15 protein-coding genes and 1 other annotated feature are annotated in these 16,449 nt (G+C 69.2%); of the genes, 6 read left to right on the top strand and 9 right to left on the bottom strand.

All coding sequences use genetic code 11. The features are described from left to right. Window positions 1-25 precede the first annotated feature (25 nt). Both MKK69_RS29965 and MKK69_RS29960 read left to right on the top strand, forming a co-directional pair. The gene (locus MKK69_RS29965) at window positions 26-1,294 is read left to right on the top strand and encodes a PQQ-dependent sugar dehydrogenase (RefSeq protein ID WP_243973801.1); all 1,269 of its coding nucleotides are present in this window, start codon (window positions 26-28) and stop codon (window positions 1,292-1,294) included. A 150-nt stretch (window positions 1,295-1,444) separates the two neighbouring features. Continuing rightward, on the top strand, window positions 1,445-1,762 hold the full coding sequence (locus MKK69_RS29960) for a c-type cytochrome (RefSeq protein ID WP_243973800.1): 318 nt from the start codon (window positions 1,445-1,447) through the stop codon (window positions 1,760-1,762). Window positions 1,763-1,959: 197 nt separating this feature from the next. On the opposite strand, the gene lepA is transcribed toward MKK69_RS29960, so the two are convergent. The 3 genes from lepA to MKK69_RS29945 all read right to left on the bottom strand — a co-directional run bounded on the left by lepA (window position 1,960) and on the right by MKK69_RS29945 (window position 5,037). Then, complete coding sequence (lepA, locus tag MKK69_RS29955) at window positions 1,960-3,762, bottom strand: translation elongation factor 4 (RefSeq protein WP_243973799.1); 1,803 nt, start codon at window positions 3,760-3,762, stop codon at window positions 1,960-1,962. A gap of 227 nt (window positions 3,763-3,989) precedes the next feature. Further along, window positions 3,990-4,226, bottom strand: a complete 237-nt coding sequence (locus tag MKK69_RS29950; protein WP_409564917.1) for a hypothetical protein — start codon at window positions 4,224-4,226, stop codon at window positions 3,990-3,992. Between the two features lie 25 nt (window positions 4,227-4,251). Next, window positions 4,252-5,037 carry a HugZ family protein gene (locus MKK69_RS29945; RefSeq protein WP_243973798.1) on the bottom strand — a complete coding sequence of 262 codons (786 nt, stop codon included), beginning with the start codon at window positions 5,035-5,037 and terminating at the stop codon, window positions 4,252-4,254. 289 nt (window positions 5,038-5,326) lie between these two features. Here MKK69_RS29945 and MKK69_RS29940 point away from each other — a divergent pair, with 289 nt between their 5' ends. From MKK69_RS29940 to MKK69_RS29925, 4 genes are all read left to right on the top strand, one after another. Further along, window positions 5,327-6,037: a response regulator transcription factor gene (locus tag MKK69_RS29940; protein ID WP_243973797.1), complete on the top strand. Its 711-nt coding sequence runs from the start codon at window positions 5,327-5,329 to the stop codon at window positions 6,035-6,037. Window positions 6,038-6,054: 17 nt separating this feature from the next. Then, on the top strand, window positions 6,055-7,860 hold the full coding sequence (locus tag MKK69_RS29935; RefSeq protein WP_243973796.1) for a sensor histidine kinase: 1,806 nt from the start codon (window positions 6,055-6,057) through the stop codon (window positions 7,858-7,860). Further along, window positions 7,857-8,300 carry an HPr kinase/phosphorylase gene (locus tag MKK69_RS29930; RefSeq protein ID WP_243973795.1) on the top strand — a complete coding sequence of 148 codons (444 nt, stop codon included), beginning with the start codon at window positions 7,857-7,859 and terminating at the stop codon, window positions 8,298-8,300. The genes MKK69_RS29935 and MKK69_RS29930 overlap by 4 nt, the downstream gene beginning before the upstream one ends. Window positions 8,301-8,475: 175 nt before the next feature. Then, window positions 8,476-8,877, top strand: coding sequence for a PTS sugar transporter subunit IIA (locus MKK69_RS29925; protein ID WP_243973829.1), 402 nt, complete (start codon window positions 8,476-8,478; stop codon window positions 8,875-8,877). 40 nt (window positions 8,878-8,917) lie between these two features. Here MKK69_RS29925 and MKK69_RS29920 read toward each other — a convergent pair whose 3' ends face one another. From MKK69_RS29920 to hslV, 6 genes are all read right to left on the bottom strand, one after another. After that, the gene (locus MKK69_RS29920; RefSeq protein WP_243973794.1) at window positions 8,918-9,772 is read right to left on the bottom strand and encodes an EamA family transporter; all 855 of its coding nucleotides are present in this window, start codon (window positions 9,770-9,772) and stop codon (window positions 8,918-8,920) included. 13 nt (window positions 9,773-9,785) lie between these two features. After that, window positions 9,786-10,907 (bottom strand): Fic family protein, encoded by a 1,122-nt coding sequence (locus MKK69_RS29915; protein WP_313900895.1) that lies wholly within the window; start codon window positions 10,905-10,907, stop codon window positions 9,786-9,788. Between the two features lie 68 nt (window positions 10,908-10,975). Then, window positions 10,976-12,289 (bottom strand): ATP-dependent protease ATPase subunit HslU, encoded by a 1,314-nt coding sequence (gene hslU / locus MKK69_RS29910; RefSeq protein WP_243973793.1) that lies wholly within the window; start codon window positions 12,287-12,289, stop codon window positions 10,976-10,978. 103 nt (window positions 12,290-12,392) lie between these two features. Then, complete coding sequence (locus MKK69_RS29905; protein WP_243973792.1) at window positions 12,393-13,889, bottom strand: SulP family inorganic anion transporter; 1,497 nt, start codon at window positions 13,887-13,889, stop codon at window positions 12,393-12,395. 64 nt (window positions 13,890-13,953) lie between these two features. Next, window positions 13,954-14,009 (bottom strand) — a sequence feature (sul1 is cis-regulatory element that is thought to sense ions involved in sulfur or methionine metabolism; They are found in Alphaproteobacteria). Between the two features lie 64 nt (window positions 14,010-14,073). Then, on the bottom strand, window positions 14,074-15,744 hold the full coding sequence (locus MKK69_RS29900) for a methyl-accepting chemotaxis protein (protein WP_243973791.1): 1,671 nt from the start codon (window positions 15,742-15,744) through the stop codon (window positions 14,074-14,076). Between the two features lie 142 nt (window positions 15,745-15,886). Beyond that, a complete protein-coding gene (gene hslV / locus MKK69_RS29895) occupies window positions 15,887-16,417 on the bottom strand; it encodes an ATP-dependent protease subunit HslV (RefSeq protein WP_243973827.1) in 531 nt (176 codons plus the stop codon). Window positions 16,418-16,449 lie beyond the last annotated feature (32 nt).

The raw sequence follows: 16,449 nt of genomic DNA, 5'->3' as shown, positions 1-16,449 counted from the left end.
GCGGCGGCCGGGAGGATTTCGAACGATGCGTTCATTGATCATCGCCGCGCTCTTGGCGGGCGTCGCCGTGCCCGCCTGGGCGCAGGGCGCCGCCCCCGCCGAGACCAAGGCCAAGACCGACGATCTCGAGAAGCTCGAAGGCTTCCACAGCACCAACACCCAGGCCGCGGCGGAAATCCCGCAGACCGGCCGGCGCGCCGACGCGATCCGCAAGACGCTGGCCAAGATCAAGCTGCCCGAGGGCTTCAAGATCGACCTCTATGCGGTGGTGCCCGATGCCCGCGCCATCGCGGTCGGTCCCAATGCCGGGGTGCTGTTCGTCGGCACGCGCAAGAACAAGGTCTACACGGTCACCGACCGCGACAAGGACCGGGTCGCCGACGAGGTGCGCCCCTTCGCGCCCGGCATCGCGTTCAAGATCCCCAACGGCGTCTGCTTCTCGAAGGACGGCGTGCTCACCGTGGTCGAGCAGAATCGGGTCCTGGCCTTCCCGGCCGCCGAATTTTTCTATGAGAACCCGGATGTGGCAGCCGGCATCCTCGTGAAGGAAGGCGCCTTGATCCCGGCCGCGGAGGAGAGCTTCAACCACACCGCCCGGGTCTGCCGGGTCGGGCCGGACGGCAAGACCTACATCGCGCTGGGGCAGCCCTACAACGTGCCCCCGGCCGAGAAGCTCGACCTGTACAAGACGATGGGCATCGGCGGCATCATCCGGATCGACGCCGACGGCAAGAACCGCGAAGTTTTTGCGACGGGCATCCGGAATTCGGTCGGGCTGGACTTCGCCGCCGACAAGTCGCTCTGGTTCACCGATAATCAGGTCGACGGCATGGGCGACGACAAGCCGCCGGGCGAATTGAACCATGCCACCAAGGCGGGCGAGACTTTCGGCTTCCCGTGGTTCGGCGGCGGCGCCGTGCGCACGGTGGAGTACAAGGACCAGACCCCGCCGGCCGACGCGGTCGCCCCGGTGGCCGAATTGCCGCCGCACGCGGCCGATCTCGGCATGACCTTCTACAACGGCAAGCAGTTCCCGGCCTCGTACAAGGGCGGGATCTTCATCGCCGAGCACGGCTCCTGGAACCGCACCGAGCCGGTCGGTGCCCGGGTGATGTTCGCCCCCATGGGAGCGGACGGGAAGCTCGGTGCGGTCAAGCCGTTCGCGGAAGGCTGGCTCACGGGCGACGGCGAGTATCTCGGCCGCCCGGTGGACGTGGCGGTGATGCTCGACGGCTCCCTGCTGGTCTCGGACGATTCCGCCGGGGCGATCTACAGGATCTCCTACGAGAAGTAGTTTTTTGCGAGTGGGCGCTTCTCCGCCAGAGAGGCGCCCCCTTCGCGGACGTGCGCGACGCGCTCCCTCTCCCGCACGGGAGAGGGGACCCGCGCCACCGCCGTCGCCCGTTCGTGCAAGCGTCACCCAGCCCCCTCCCGAGCCCCGCTGATGATCCGTCCGCTTCTCCTTCTCGCCGCGACCCTCGTCCCGCTCCCGGCCCAGGCCGGCGACGCGGCCCTCGGGCGCAAGAAGGCCAGCGCTTGCCAGACCTGCCACGGGATGGACGGGCTCTCGAAGCTGCCCGAGGCGCCGAACTTGGCCGGTCAGGTCGAGCCCTATCTGGTGAAGCAACTTACCGAGTACCGCGACGGCAAGCGGCAGAACGAGATCATGAACGTGGTCGCGAAAGAACTGTCGGACGCCGATATCGCGAATCTGGCAGCGTATTACTCAAGCATCCAAGTCGACGTGCTGCCGCCGGGATGACCAGCGCGTCTCCCTCCCCCCTCTGCGGGCTACGGGCGACACAAGTTTGAGGTCTCAGCGAGTTCGCCGGCCAGATCGGCGGGGCTCGGGTCCCCTCTCCCGTACGGAAGAGCGGGCCTGTCGCGCTACGTCTTGAGCCGCGTGCCTTGAACCCGCGTCGCCCGTAACTCTGCGGGGGAAGGAAAAAGGGGGATGGTTCAATCGTCCATCTTCAGCGCGGCGATGAACGCCTCCTGCGGGATCTCCACGCGCCCGAACTGGCGCATCTTCTTCTTGCCTTCCTTCTGCTTGTCCAGCAGCTTGCGCTTGCGCGAGATGTCGCCGCCGTAGCACTTGGCGGTGACGTCCTTGGACAGGGCCTTGATCGTCTCGCGGGCGATGATCTTGCCGCCGATCGCCGCCTGGACCGGGATCTGGAACAGGTGGCGGGGGATCAGGTCCTTCAGCTTCTCGCACATGGCCCGGCCGCGCGATTCGGCGCGGGTGCGGTGGACCAGCATCGAGAGCGCGTCCACCGGCTCGGCGTTCACCAGCAGCGACATCTTCACGAGGTCGCCCTCGCGGTAGTCGGAGACGTGGTAGTCGAACGAGGCGTAGCCCTTCGAGATCGATTTCAGCCGGTCGTAGAAATCGAAGACGACCTCGTTCAGCGGCAGGTCGTAGACCACCATGGCGCGCTTACCGACGTAGTTGAGGTCGATCTGGACGCCGCGGCGGTCCTGGCAGAGCTTCAAGACGCCGCCGAGATACTCGTCCGGGGTCAGGATCGTGGCGCGGATCCAGGGCTCCTCGATCAGCTCGATCTTCATCACATCCGGCATGTCGGCCGGGTTGTGCAGCTCCTTGACGGTGCCGTCGCGCATCTTCAGGCGATAGACCACCGAGGGCGCGGTCGAGATCAGGTCGAGGTTGAACTCGCGCTCCAGCCGTTCCTGGATGATCTCCAGGTGGAGGAGCCCCAGGAAGCCGCAGCGGAAGCCGAAGCCGAGCGCGGCCGAACTCTCCATCTCGTAGGAGAACGAGGCGTCGTTCAGCCGGAGCCGGCCCATGGCCGAACGCAGATTCTCGAACTCGGCCGCGTCCACCGGGAAAAGGCCGCAGAACACAACAGCCTGGACCTCCTTGAAGCCCGGCAGCATCGCGGTGGTCTGGCGCTTGTCCTCGGTGATCGTGTCGCCGACGCGGGTGTCAGCCACCTCCTTGATCGACCCGGTGAAGAAGCCGACCTCGCCGGGGCCGAGCGCGTCGATCTCGGCCATCTTCGGGCGGAACACGCCGATCCGGTCGACGCCGTGGACCGCGTCGGCGCCCATCATGCGGATGGTCATGCCCTTCTTGAGCACGCCGTCGACGATCCGCACCAGCACGACGACGCCGAGATAGGCGTCGTACCAGCTGTCCACGAGAAGCGCCTTGAGCGGCGCGTCGCGCTCGCCCTTGGGGGCCGGCAGGCGGGTCACGATCGCCTCCAGCACCGCCTCGATGTTGAGCCCGGTCTTGGCCGAGATCGCCACGGCCTCGGAGGCGTCGAGGCCGATCACCTCCTCGATCTGCTCCTTCACCCGCTCGGGCTCGGCGGCCGGCAGGTCGACCTTGTTGAGGACGGGCACGATCTCGTGGTTGGCGTCGAGGGCCTGGTAGACGTTGGCCAGCGTCTGCGCCTCCACGCCCTGCGAGGCGTCGACCACCAGCAGGGAGCCCTCGCAGGCGGCGAGCGACCGGGAGACCTCGTAGGCGAAGTCCACGTGGCCGGGGGTGTCCATCAGGTTCAGGACGTAGTCCTGGCCGTCCTGCGCCTTGTATTCCAGGCGCACGGTCTGCGCCTTGATGGTGATGCCACGCTCCTTCTCGATATCCATCGAGTCGAGCATCTGCTCGCTCATGTCGCGCAGCGCCACGGTGCCGGTGGCCTGGATCAGCCGGTCCGCGAGCGTCGATTTGCCGTGGTCGATATGCGCGACGATCGAGAAGTTGCGGATGAATTCGATCGGGGCTGTCATCGGCATTCCGTTCGGGCGCGCGACGGCGCGCACCGTCTGACGTCGGGGCGTGTTCGGATGGATCGGTTCACGCGCGAGATAGCAGCGCGGCGGGGACGCGCCAAGCGCAGGGACGTCCCGCGGGTCATCCCGTCACCGGTCATCGGACCGGCGCACGAACGGCGGGGGCCGGAATGATCCGGCCCCCGCCGCAGGACAAGTCCGTCGCCGAGATCCGGGCCGGCGGCTCAGCGGCCGCGGTCGCGGATCAGGCGCTCGATCTCGGCCTCGCCGTGGGAGCGCGCCTTGGCCTCGGTCGGATGCTTCCGGTCCGAGCGCTGGTGCAGCTTGCCGTGCTTGCGGATGCTCCACTGGTACAGGGAGCCGCTGTCGCCGACGGGCTCCACGTCGAGGCTGAAGGGGTAGGTGTCTGTCTGGGTGTCGCTCATGGGGCCGATATGGGGCATCCAGCGACTTTTCGCCATGCCCCATCGTGAAGTCCTTGCACACTCACGTGTCCGCGCCGGTCGCGCGCGCCCGCGCGGCCATGGCGACGAGGCTCTTGCGCAACGTCCCGATGTCGGTGACGCGCTCGGGATAGGTGACCCGGGCGGTGCGGTCGCCGGCCATCAGGTCCATCCCCTCGGGATCGAGACCGGTGAGTCGCCAGGGCACCCCTGCCTCGCCCCCGGTACCCGCGGCATAGAGCGCCAAAGCGTCCGCGTGGTCGGTGTTCATGTGCTCCACGGCCCCGCGCTCCCCCGCCACGATCGCCTCGGCGCCGGCGAGGTCGAGGAGCAATTGCGCGCGCGTCAGCGTCGCGGCCTTGGCGAAGCCGCCGTTGAGATGGCCGGCCTCTGCATCGAGGGCGAAGAAGCCGAAATCCGGGAAGTCGGCATAGAGCTTGGCCTTGGGATGCCGGGCGAGGAACCGCTCCCGGGCCCGGGCGTCCGGGGTCTGCACGGCGTGGCCGACCACGGTGAGCCGGGGATGGGCCAGGGGATCGCCCTTGCCCCCCTGCGAAAACAGCAGCGAGCAGCGCGGCCGGGCCAGCAGGTTGCGGGTATGGGCCGAGAGCCGCGACAGCAGCATCAGCGGCGTCCCGTCCACGTCGGTGGCGATCGTGACGAGCGAAGCGAAGGGGGTGCCGTCCGGGTCGAGGGTCGCGAGCGCGCCGGAGCGGATGCCGCGCAGCAGGGTCCGCGCCAGGCCGATCGCGTCGAACGGCGCCTGATCCGCCGGCAGGGGCCGGGCCGGTCCCCGCGGCCCCGGCGCGGTCTCGGTCGTCTCGCCCATAAGCCCATCCTCCCCCTGTCGAATGGCCGCCATATTCCTGCGCCACGTTAGCCCCGCGACGGTCGGCGCGCGAGGCGCCCGGCCCGCGTCAGATCGGCCGTTACGGCCAAGCTATGACCGCCGCTCGCTTTTTCCGATCGGCCGTACTAAAGCACCTGTCCCTTTGCGCGCGCCGGGCTGCGCCGAAACCGCCCGGTTCGTGCACTCGTCTGCCCCACGGGGGCCGGGCGCGGCGCGGCCTGTGCGTAAGCCGGGACCGCGCCCGAACCCGTTCAGTCAGGGACCGCGCATGCCGACCATCGCCCTCGTCGACGACGACCGGAACATTCTCACCTCCGTGTCGATCGCTCTTGAGACCGAAGGCTACCGCATCCAGACCTACACGGACGGCGCCTCCGCCCTCGACGGCCTGCGCCACTCCCCGCCGGATCTGGCGATCTTCGATATCAAGATGCCGCGCATGGACGGCATGGAGCTGCTCCGGCGCCTGCGGCAGAAATCCGACCTGCCCGTGATCTTCCTGACCTCGAAGGACGAGGAGATCGACGAACTGTTCGGCCTCAAGATGGGCGCGGACGACTTCATCCATAAGCCGTTCTCGCAGCGCCTCCTGGTGGAGCGCGTGAAGGCGGTGCTCCGCCGCTTCGCCAAGGAGGCGCCCGGCTCGCCCCCCCGCAGCGAGGCCGAGGTGGCGGCCCGCTCCCTCGAGCGCGGCGCGCTGATGATGGATCCGGAGCGCCACACCTGCACGTGGAAGGGCGAGGCGGTGACCCTGACGGTCACCGAGTTCCTGATCCTCCAGGCGCTCGCCCAGCGCCCGGGCGTGGTCAAGAGCCGCAACGCCCTCATGGACGCGGCCTACGACGATCAGGTCTATGTCGACGATCGCACCATCGACAGCCACATCAAGCGCCTGCGCAAGAAGTTCAAGGTGACCGATCAGAGCTTCGACATGATCGAGACGCTCTACGGCGTCGGCTACCGGTTCAAGGAGGCGTGATCCCCAAGATCCGCCGCATGTCCACGCGCACACCAGCCCAGACCGAGGATGCCGAGCCGCGCACCTCCCTGGCCCAGGCCCTGTCCCGCCCGCTCGCCTGGCCCCGCGCCCTCTGGGACGCGATCGGCCAGCGCGCCTCGTCGAGCCTGACGCGCCGCATCGTCGTCCTCAACCTCGTCGGGCTGATCGCCCTGCTCGTCGGGTTCCTGTACCTCAACCAGTTCCGCCAGGGCCTGATCCAGGCGCGGATCCAGAGCCTCGCCATCCAGGGCGAGATCATCGCGGGCGCGATCGCGGCCTCCGCGTCGGTGGACACGGACACGATCCGCATCGATCCCGACCGGCTGCTCCAGCAGCAGGCCGGGGAGTCCGCGGAGGAGGAATCGCAGCCGCTCGCCTTCTCGCTCAATCCCGAGAAGGTGGCACCTTTGCTCTCGCGCCTGGTGACGCCCACGGGCAACCGGGCCCGGGTCTACGATCAGGAGGGCGGCCTCCTGTTCGACACCCGGACGCTGTTCAAGCGCGGCGACGCCGGCCGCCAGGATCCGCTGCAACCCCGGCCGCACAAGCCCGGGATGCTCGAATCGGCCTTCCAGACAGTTCAGACGAAGCTGAGCGGCCTGTTCGGCAGCCGGGCCGAGCCGGCGGAGGAGACGGGGCCGGTCAACGGCCACTCGCTCCGGGAAGTGCAGGCGGCGCTCGGCGGCAACCGCGGCAGCCTCGTGCGCCGCAACCAGATCGGCGAGACCACCGTGTCGGTGGCGGTGCCGATCCACCGGGCCGGGTCGGTCCGCGGCGCCCTCCTGATCTCGACCCAGGGTGACGCCATCGACCGGGTGATCGCCTCGGAGCGGTTCGGGCTGCTGCAGGTGTTCCTCGTGGCCTCGGCCGTGATGGTGGTGCTGTCGTTCCTGCTCGCCGGCGCCATCGCGGGGCCGGTGCGCCGCCTTGCGGAGGCCGCCGAGAAGGTCCGGATGGGCATCAAGACCCGCGAGGAGATCCCCGATTTCACCGAGCGCACCGACGAGATCGGCCACCTGTCGGGGGCGCTGCGCGACATGACCCAGGCGCTCTACCGGCGCATCGACGCCATCGAAAGCTTCGCCGCCGATGTCAGCCACGAGTTGAAGAACCCGCTGACCTCCCTGCGCAGCGCCGTCGAGACGCTGCCGCTCGCCCGGAACGACGATTCGCGCGGCCGGCTGATGGCGATCATCCAGCACGACGTGAAGCGCCTGGACCGGCTGATCAGCGACATCGCCGATGCCTCGCGCCTCGATGCTGAACTCGCCCGGGCGGAGGCCCGGCGGGTCGATCTCCGGCGGCTGCTGACCACCGTGGTGTCTGTGGCCAACGAGCGGCGCCGCCCCAAGGACTGCCTGATCCAGCTCGATGTCGAGGCCAATGCGTCGGACCACGATGCGCCGTTCACGATCGTCGGCCACGACAGCCGGCTCGGTCAGGTGGTGAACAATCTCCTCGACAACGCCCGCTCGTTCTCGCCCACCGACGCGAAGGTCCGCGTCGTGCTGCGCCGGGTCCGGAGCGAGGTCGAGCTGATCTGCGAGGACGAGGGGCCGGGCATTCCCGAGCATGCCCTGGAGCGCATCTTCGAGCGCTTCTACACCGACCGCCCGGAGCAGGGCTTCGGCCAGAATTCCGGGCTCGGCCTGTCGATCTCGCGCCAGATCGTGCAGGCCCACCGCGGCACGATCCGGGCCGAGAACCGGCCCGGCGCCCCCGACGAGGATGGCGAGCCGACCGTTCGCGGCGCGCGCTTCATCGTCCGTCTGCCGGCCGCACCGCGCCAGCTCCACGCGTGACGACCACGCTCCACGGCGCCTGCTGCGCCCTCGGGGGCGGCGGCATCCTCATCCGCGGCGAGGCCGGCTCCGGGAAATCGAGTCTCGCCCTTCTCCTGGCTGCCGGGGCGGACGGCGCCTTCGTGGCCGACGATCGGGTCATCTGCGTGGTCCGGGACGGGCGCCTCGTCGCTCGCCCCCATAGCGAACTCGCCGGCCGGGTCGAGGTCCGGGGGCAGGGGATCCTGCCGGTCTCCGATCTCGGCCTGGCGATCAGGACAGAGACGGAGCTTCACCTCGTGGTTGACCTCGTCGCCTCGTCGCCGCGCCTCCCGGAGCCGCCCGAGCCCGCCGACCTCCTCGGCGTCGTGCTCCCGCGCCTCGTCCTCGATGCGCAGGTCCGCGCCGCCGGTCTGGCGGCGCTCCTCGTCCGTGCGGCGCTGCGAAAGCATCGGCCGTGACTTCGCAGCCGCACAGCCGGCCCGAGTCGCGCAGCGGTGGTGTTGCCCCATGGCGTGTCAGAGGCGGCCGTGGCATGATCCGGTTGATGTCCAGGCAAAAAAGTCGCGTTTGCCTTGTGGGGGTCTGTGCGATGCACAACATGGCGGCACACACAGGACGTTGGAACACGTGTCGATGATTGGCATGGTGCTCGTCACCCACGGGCTGCTGGCGACCGAGTTCAAGGCCGCCCTGGAGCACGTGGTCGGCCCGCAGGATCAGATCGAGACGATCACGATCGGGCCGGAGGACGATATGGAGCTGCGACGACGGGACATCATGTCCGCGGTCTGTCGCGTGAATAGCGGCGAGGGCGTAGTGGTGCTCACCGACATGTTCGGGGGCACGCCCTCCAATCTTGCCCTGTCCTGTATGAACGGCGGCTCGGTGGAAGTGGTGGCGGGCATCAATCTGCCGATGCTGATCAAGCTAGCCAGTGTCCGCGACGAGGAGAACCTCGGCGACGCGGTGCTGCACGCCCAGGAGGCCGGGCGCAAATATATCAACGTCGCCTCGCGGGTTCTCGCGGGGAAGTAGACGGCCCCTCCGGTCCCAGGATCGTCGCTGCGGGCGCCGGCTATCGGGAGCGCGCGGTGATCCCGACCGATGCCGCGATCACCAAGCCGATCGCGATCCCCTGCACAGCGCTGATTCGCTCGCCAAGCAGCGCCAGCCCCGCGCAGGTCGCGACCGCGGGCTCCAGACTCATCAGCACGCCGAAACTCTTCCGGTCGAGGCGCCGGAGCGCGACCATCTCGAGGGAATAGGGCAGGGCGCTCGTCATCAGCGCCACAGCGAGACCGGCCGTCAGGATGCCGGGGGCGAGCAGCCCGGCACCGGCCTCGGCCACGCCGAACGGCGCGACCACGAGGGCGGCGGTCAGCATCCCCAGCGACACCGCCTGACCGCCATCGGCCCGCCCGGCGCGCTGGCCGAACAGGATATAGAGCGCCCAGGCCAGGGCCGCGCCGAGATCCAGGGCGATGCCCAGGGGATCGAGCCCGTCCCCCGTGCCGATCGGCAAGAGCAGCGTCAGGCCCAGGACGGCGACACCGATCCACAGGAAATCGGAGCGGCGGCGCGAGGCGACGAGTGCGACGGCGAGCGGTCCGGCGAATTCGATCGCCACCGCCGGCCCCAGGGGCAGGCGCGCCAGGGCGAGGTAGAAGAGCAGGTTCATCAGCCCCAGCGCGGTGCCGTACAGGGCGATCCAACCCGCCTCCCGTAACGGCAGGCTCCGACGCCACGGCCGCCAGAGCGCAATGAGGATCAGCGCCGAGAAGCCGACCCGCAGGGATGCGGTCCCGGCCGCACCCACGGCCGGGAACAGGCTCTTGGCGAAGGTCGCGCCGCATTGCAGGGAGACCATGCCGGCGACGAGGGCCGCGACCGAGAGGGCCGGATCGCCGACGCCGAAGCTGTTGCGGGACACGCGGGCTAGCCCTTCACGATTGCGGTTCGACCAGGATGTAGCGGGTGCTACGTCCGCCGGCCGGACCGCGAACCAGCAGTCCCCGGACGAGGAGATCGTCGATATCGCGGAGCGCCGTGTCGTGCGAGCATTTCGCGATCTGCGCCCATTTGGACGAGGTCAGGTTTCCTTCGAAACCGTCGAGGAGACGCGTGAGCATCGCCCTCTGACGCGGATTCACCGGCTTGGCATCCAGGGCCCGCCAGAAACGCTCCTTGCGCAGCACCGCATCGAGCATGGTCTCCGCATCGGCGATCGCCGAATCAAGCACGCCGAGGAACCAGGCGAGCCGCGCCGTGATCTCGAGATCGCCCTTCTGGGTCGCCTCAAGCGTCTCGTAATAGGCGTTCCGCTCGGTGCGCAGACGCGCCGACATGCTGTAGAATCGGCGTCCCGTCCCCTCGGCCCGGGCGAGGGCCATGTCGGCGATGGCTCTGGCGATGCGGCCGTTGCCGTCATCGAACGGATGGATCGTGACGAACCAGATGTGCGCGATGGCCGCCCTGAGAACGGCGTCGGTCGTATCGTCGGCGTCCTCGAACCAGTTCAGGAAGCGTTCCATCTCCGCGGCCACCTGGGCGGCGGGAGGGGCCTCAAAGTGCACCCGCTCGCGTCGCCATGAGCCCGACACGACGCGCATCGGTCCCAGTGCATCGGTTCGCCAAGCACCCACAGTGATCGGCTGTCGCCCGACGTCACGATCCGGAAACAGGGCCGAATGCCACGTGAACAGGCGCGCGGACGTCAGAGGCTCCGCGAACCGCTGCGTCGCGTCGAGGACCACGGTGGCGATCCCCTCGACCTGCCGTCCCGCCGGTACGAGCCCAGCGGTTTCGATCCCGAGCTGTCGCGCCAGGGACGATCGAACCTGGTCGCGAGCCAAGCTCTCGCCTTCGATCTGGCTCGTCTCGACGGCGTCCCGGGTGAGCGTCTCCAGGACGGCTTCCTCGCGGACGTTGAAGCCGAGTCCCTCCATACGGCCGAGCAGGCGCCCCTGCCTGTAGCGAACAGCCCCCAGTGGAGCGAGCAGCGCCGCGTCGTCCCAGCGGAAATGTGGCCACTCCGGCCGGTTGTAGATGTACATCAATCGACGCATAACATGCGTCGATTGCGCACTTCAATCGACGCATCGCTAGAGGCGGAGAAGTTGCAGGTAGGAAGCCCTCACAGGATGAACCGGCTCAGATCCGCGTTGGCCGCCAGGTCGGCGACCCGGTCGCGCACATAGGCGGCATCGATCGGCACCGTCTCACCCGACCGGTCGGTGGCGGTGAACGAGATCTCGTCGATCACCCGTTCCAGCACCGTCTGGAGCCGGCGGGCGCCGATATTCTCCACCGACGCATTCACCTCGACGGCGACCCGCGCGAGCGCATCGACGGCATCCTCGGTGAAGGTGAGGGTCACGCCCTCAGTCTCCATCAGGGCGACGGTCTGCTTGAGCAGGCTCGCCTCCGTGCTGGTCAGGATCTGGCGGAAATCGTCCACCGTCAGGGGCTGCAATTCGACCCGGATCGGCAGCCGGCCCTGCAACTCCGGCAGGAGATCCGCCGGCTTCGAGACATGGAAGGCGCCCGACGCGATGAACAGGATGTGGTCGGTCTTCACCGGACCGTGTTTGGTGGCGACCGTCGTGCCCTCGATCAGGGGCAGCAGATCGCGCTGGACGCCCTCCCGGGAGACGTCGCCGGAGGAGCGGCCCTCGCGGGCGCAGATCTTGTCGATCTCGTCGAGGAACACGATGCCGTTGTTCTCGACCTCGCGAATCGATTCGCGCACGAGCGCTTCGTCGTCGACGAGCTTGTCCGATTCCTCGGCGATCAGCGGCGCGTAGGCGTCCCGCACGAGGATCCGCCGCGGCTTGCCGCGCTGGCCGCCCAGCGCCTTGCCGAGCATGTCGCCGATGTTGATCGCCCCCATGGACGCCCCCGGCATTCCGGGGATGTCGAACATCGGCAGGCCCGCGGGGGCGCCGGATGTCAGTTCCAGCTCCACTTCCTTGTCATCGAGTTCGCTGTTGCGGAGCCTGCGCCGGAAGCTGTCGCGCGTGGCCTGGCTGGCCGTGGCACCGACCAGGGCGTCGAGGATCCGGTTCTCCGCGGCCGCCTCGGCCTTGGCCTTCACGCCCTCGCGCTTGGTCTGGCGGGTCAGGCCGATCGCCACCTCCACGAGGTCACGCACGATCTGCTCGACGTCGCGGCCGACATAGCCGACCTCGGTGAACTTCGTGGCCTCGATCTTGAGGAACGGCGCGTTGGCAAGCCGCGCGAGGCGCCGGGCGATCTCGGTCTTGCCGCAGCCCGTCGGCCCGATCATCAGGATGTTCTTCGGCGCCACCTCCTCGCGGAGCGGTCCGGTGAGTTGCTGGCGGCGCCAGCGGTTGCGCAGCGCAATCGCGACGGCGCGCTTGGCGTCGTGTTGCCCGACGATGAAGCGATCGAGTTCGGACACGATCTCGCGCGGAGAGAACGTCGTCACCGCTGGTCCATCCCTGTTCCCGGCCGGATCGCCCGAACCCTGCGCCGGGAATGGGGTCCCGCGCGCCCCCGCGCAAGGGGCCGCGCGGGGGCGTAAGATCGCCTCAGTGCCCTGCGGGTGCGGTGTTGGGGTCGGCCTTGTCGTGCGTCCCGAACCGTTCGACCAGGGTCGCGCTCGCCGCGTTGAGCCCCACGACCTCGACGGTGCGCCCCCGCGCCCGGGCCTTGAGGACGACGCGGTCCAGGGCGGCGACCGCCGAGATGTCCCAGAAATGCGCGGCCGTCACGTCGATGATCAAGCGCTCGACGGGTTCGAGCACGTCGATCGCCTCCGAGAACGTCCCGGCGGAGGCAAAGAAGACCTGCCCGGTGACCCGGTAGGTCCGGGTCCGCCTGTCGCCTGAGCGTTCGGAGGTGACCCGGCTGAGCCGCGAGACCTTCCCGGCGAAGAACACGCCCGACAGGAGCACGCCGGCGAGGACACCGAGGGCGAGGTCCTTGGTGGCCACCACCACCACGACCGTCGCCAGCATCACCGCCGAGGATGGCAGCGGGTTCGTGCGCAGTTGCAGGAGGGAGCGCCAGGAGAACGTGTTGAGCGAGACCATGATCATCACGGCCGTCAGCGCCGCCACCGGCACGACGGCGAGCAGGTCCTGGAGCGCCACGAGGAGCAGGAGCAGGAAGGCCCCCGCCACCAGAGTGGAGAGCCGGCCCCGCGCGCCCGAGGAGACGTTGATCACCGACTGGCCGATCATCGCGCAGCCGCCCATGCCGCCGAACACGGCGGAGGCCATGTTGGCGACGCCCTGGCCCATGCACTCGCGGTTCTTGTCGCTGGCGGTGTCGGTCATGTCGTCGACGATCTGCGCGGTCAGCAGGCTCTCCAGCAGGCCGACGGCGGCGAGCGTCGCCGCGTAGGGCAGGATGATGCGCAGGGTCTCCAGGGTCGGGGGCACGTCCGGCAGGGCGAAGCGCGGCAGCGACGACGGAAGGGCACCCAGATGCGAGACCGTGCGCACGTCGAGGTGGAAGAGCGCCGTGACCGCGGTGAGCACGGCGATCGCCACAAGGGGCGAGGGGACGACCCGGGTGACGTGCGGAAACCCGTAGATGATCGCCAGCCCGAGGGCGATCAGCCCGTAGGTCGCGGGCGTCACGCCGGTGAGTTCGGGGAGCTGCGCCAGGAAGATCAGGATCGCCAGCGCGTTGACGAAGCCGGTCATCACCGAGCGCGAGACGAACCGCATCAACCGGCCGAGCCTGAGCAGCCCGGCCAGGATCTGCAGGACACCCATCAGGATGGTCGCTGCGAAGAGGTACTGCACGCCGTGCTCGCGCACGAGGTCGATCATCACCACCGCCGTGGCGGCCGTGGCGGCGGAGATCATCGCGGGCCGCCCGCCCGCGAAGGCGATCGTGCAGGCGATGACCACCGAGGCGTAGAGGCCGACCTTCGGGTCGACCCCGGCGATCACCGAGAATCCGATCGCTTCCGGGATCAGGGCGAGGGCGACGACGATGCCGGAGAGGGTGTCGCCGCGGATCGTGCCGAGCCACGGGCCGGGGAGGCCGCGGGTCGCGGAGGTACTGGGCTGCATGTGATGAATATTCCGCACGAGACGCGCGTCCGCGCGCTCGGCGGATGGGAGGGCATCTCGGATGCGTGGTCCGGCGGATCGGCGGCCGGAAGAGCCACCCGGGCTTTCACCGGGTCCTTGCGAATGCACCGGTCCTACGGCGCTCCGCGCCGCAACGCAACGGCGCCCGGGCGTCGGGGCGGCCTCAGGCCGCCCGCACCTGGGCCACGAAGCCGGAAACCTCGCCGCCCAGCCCGTTCGAGCGCCGGGCGATGTCGGCGGCCGCCTCTAGGACCTGCGCGGCACTGACGCCGGTCTCGTGCGCCGCGTTGAGGACCAGGGCCATCGTCTTGGTGACCGAGCGGGTCCCGCTCGCCGCCTCGGAGATGCTGCGGGCGATCTCCTGCGTCGCCAGTTGCTGCTCCTCCACCGCGGCGGCCACGCCGATGGCGATGCCGTGCACCTGCTCGATCGTGCCGCCGATCTCCTCGATCGCGGAGACCGCCTCGTGCGTCGCGGCCCGCATGGCGGCGATCTGGGCGGCGATCTCCTCGGTGGCCTTGGCGGTCTGCGTCGCCAGCTCCTTCACTTCGGTCGCCACCACGGCGAAGCCACGGCCGGCCTCGCCGGCGCGGGCGGCCTCGATCGTGGCGTTCAGGGCCAGCAGATTGGTCTGCCCGGCGATGGTCGAGATGAGGGACACGACCTGCCCGATCCCGTCGGCGCTTCGGGCCAGGGCCTGGACGCTGGTGCGTGTCCGCCGGGTCGCCTCGACCGCGCTCTCGGCTGCGTTCGAAGTCTGGGACACCTGAACGCCGATCTCGCTCGCGGTCGCGGCGAGTTCCTCGGTCGCGGCCGCCACCGCCTCGACATTGTGCGCGGTGGTCTCGGCGGCGCGCGTGACCGCCTGGGACTGGACACCGGCATGCTCGGCGTTGCCCGCCATCGCGGCCGCCGCCCGCTCCATGCCCGACGCCGCGCCGGCGAGGTGCGAGACGAGGCTGCCGATGCTGCCCTGGAACTGATCGGCGAGACCGGCCATCTCGACCTGCTTGCGCGTGGCCGCATCGATATCCTGCCGCTGATGCTCCTGGCGGAGGGATTCGGCTTCGAGCAGGGTCTCGTTGAGGATCTTGGTGCTGGTCCAGATCGCGCCGATCTCGTCCCGGCGCGGCGTCACCGCCGGAAGCGCGTGATCGCCCCGCGCGAGGCGCTCGATCGCCTCCGCGACCGCCCGCAGCGGCCGGGCGATCTGGCGCTGTCCCACCAGGAGGCCGAGGGCGCAGCAGATCAGCGTGCCGGCGAGCGCGAGGCCGAGGAGGAGGAGCGTCCGCCCCTGGAACAACGCCTGGGTATCGCCCTTGACCGCCGCCATCTCGGTGCGGCCCTGGCTGACCAGGGCGTTGATGCTGGTCTGGAACGCCTTGCGGTTGGCCTGATTGGCATCGTTGAAGCCGAGATCCGCGGCGGCGCGCGGGCTCACGGTCTCGCCGGCTTCGGCGAGGGCCATCCGCAGGGTCCGGAAGGAATCGGCATTGCGCGCCATCACATCGAAGAGCGGGCGCTCGGACGGCGCGACTTTCGGCGCCCATTCGGCGCGCAGGGCGTCCATCTCGGCCAAACCCTGCCGGAGACGGGCCGCGTATTTCGCGGCCTCGGTGCGGTCGGCGGAGGCGTAGATGCCGCGGGAATCCATCGTGACCTCGGCGGCCAGGCGGTTGAAGTTCGCCGCGTCGAGCGCCCGGATGGAGGCACCCTCGACGCTGATGAGCGCCTGTTCGAAGCTGTTCAGCGTCGCCACGCTGACGCCGGCGACGATCAGCGTCGTCAGGCTGCAGGCGCCGACGAAGCCAAGGAGTTTCCCGCCGATATGCATGCTCTTCCAACCCTGCAGGTTTGATTGGATGCAAAATATCGTCAATTGTTCAAAAGGCGGTTAACTGAGCAAAGGCGCTCGCTATTGGTATCCGCGGTTTATTGTCGGCTCATTCGCCGGAGGTCACGGAGAGCTCGGGCGTCTAGGCGGCATCCAGCGCCTCGATGACCAGATTACCGTTCGTATAAACACAGATCTCGGCGGCGATGGCCATGGCCCGGCGCACGATCGCCTCGGCGTCGAGATCGCCGTCCTCCAGGGCCCTGGCCGCCGCCAGCGCGTAGTTGCCGCCCGAGCCGATCGCCATGACGCCGCCTTCGGGCTCCAGCACGTCGCCGGACCCCGACAGGAGCAGGCTCACGTCGCGGTCGGCGACCAGCATCATCGCCTCCAGGCGGCGCAGGTACCGGTCGGTACGCCAGTCCTTCGTGAGTTCGACGCAGGCCCGGGTCAGTTGCCCGGGATATTGCTCCAGCTTGGCTTCGAGCCGCTCGAACAGGGTGAAGGCGTCGGCCGTGGCGCCGGCGAAGCCGCCGATGACCGCCCCCTTGGCCAGCCGCCGGAGCTTGCGGGCGTTGCCCTTCACGATGGTCTGGCCGAGGCTGACCTGCCCGTCGCCGCCGAGGACGACGCGACCACCCTTGCGGACCATCAGAATCGTGGTCGCATGCATCTGAGGCACGGCGCCCCGGTCGTCTTGCCTGT

Source organism: Methylobacterium sp. J-026, from assembly GCF_022829585.1.
Taxonomy (GTDB): domain Bacteria; phylum Pseudomonadota; class Alphaproteobacteria; order Rhizobiales; family Beijerinckiaceae; genus Methylobacterium.
The sequence above is the reverse complement of the archived record's forward strand: the minus strand, read 5'-3'. Positions and strand labels throughout refer to the sequence as shown.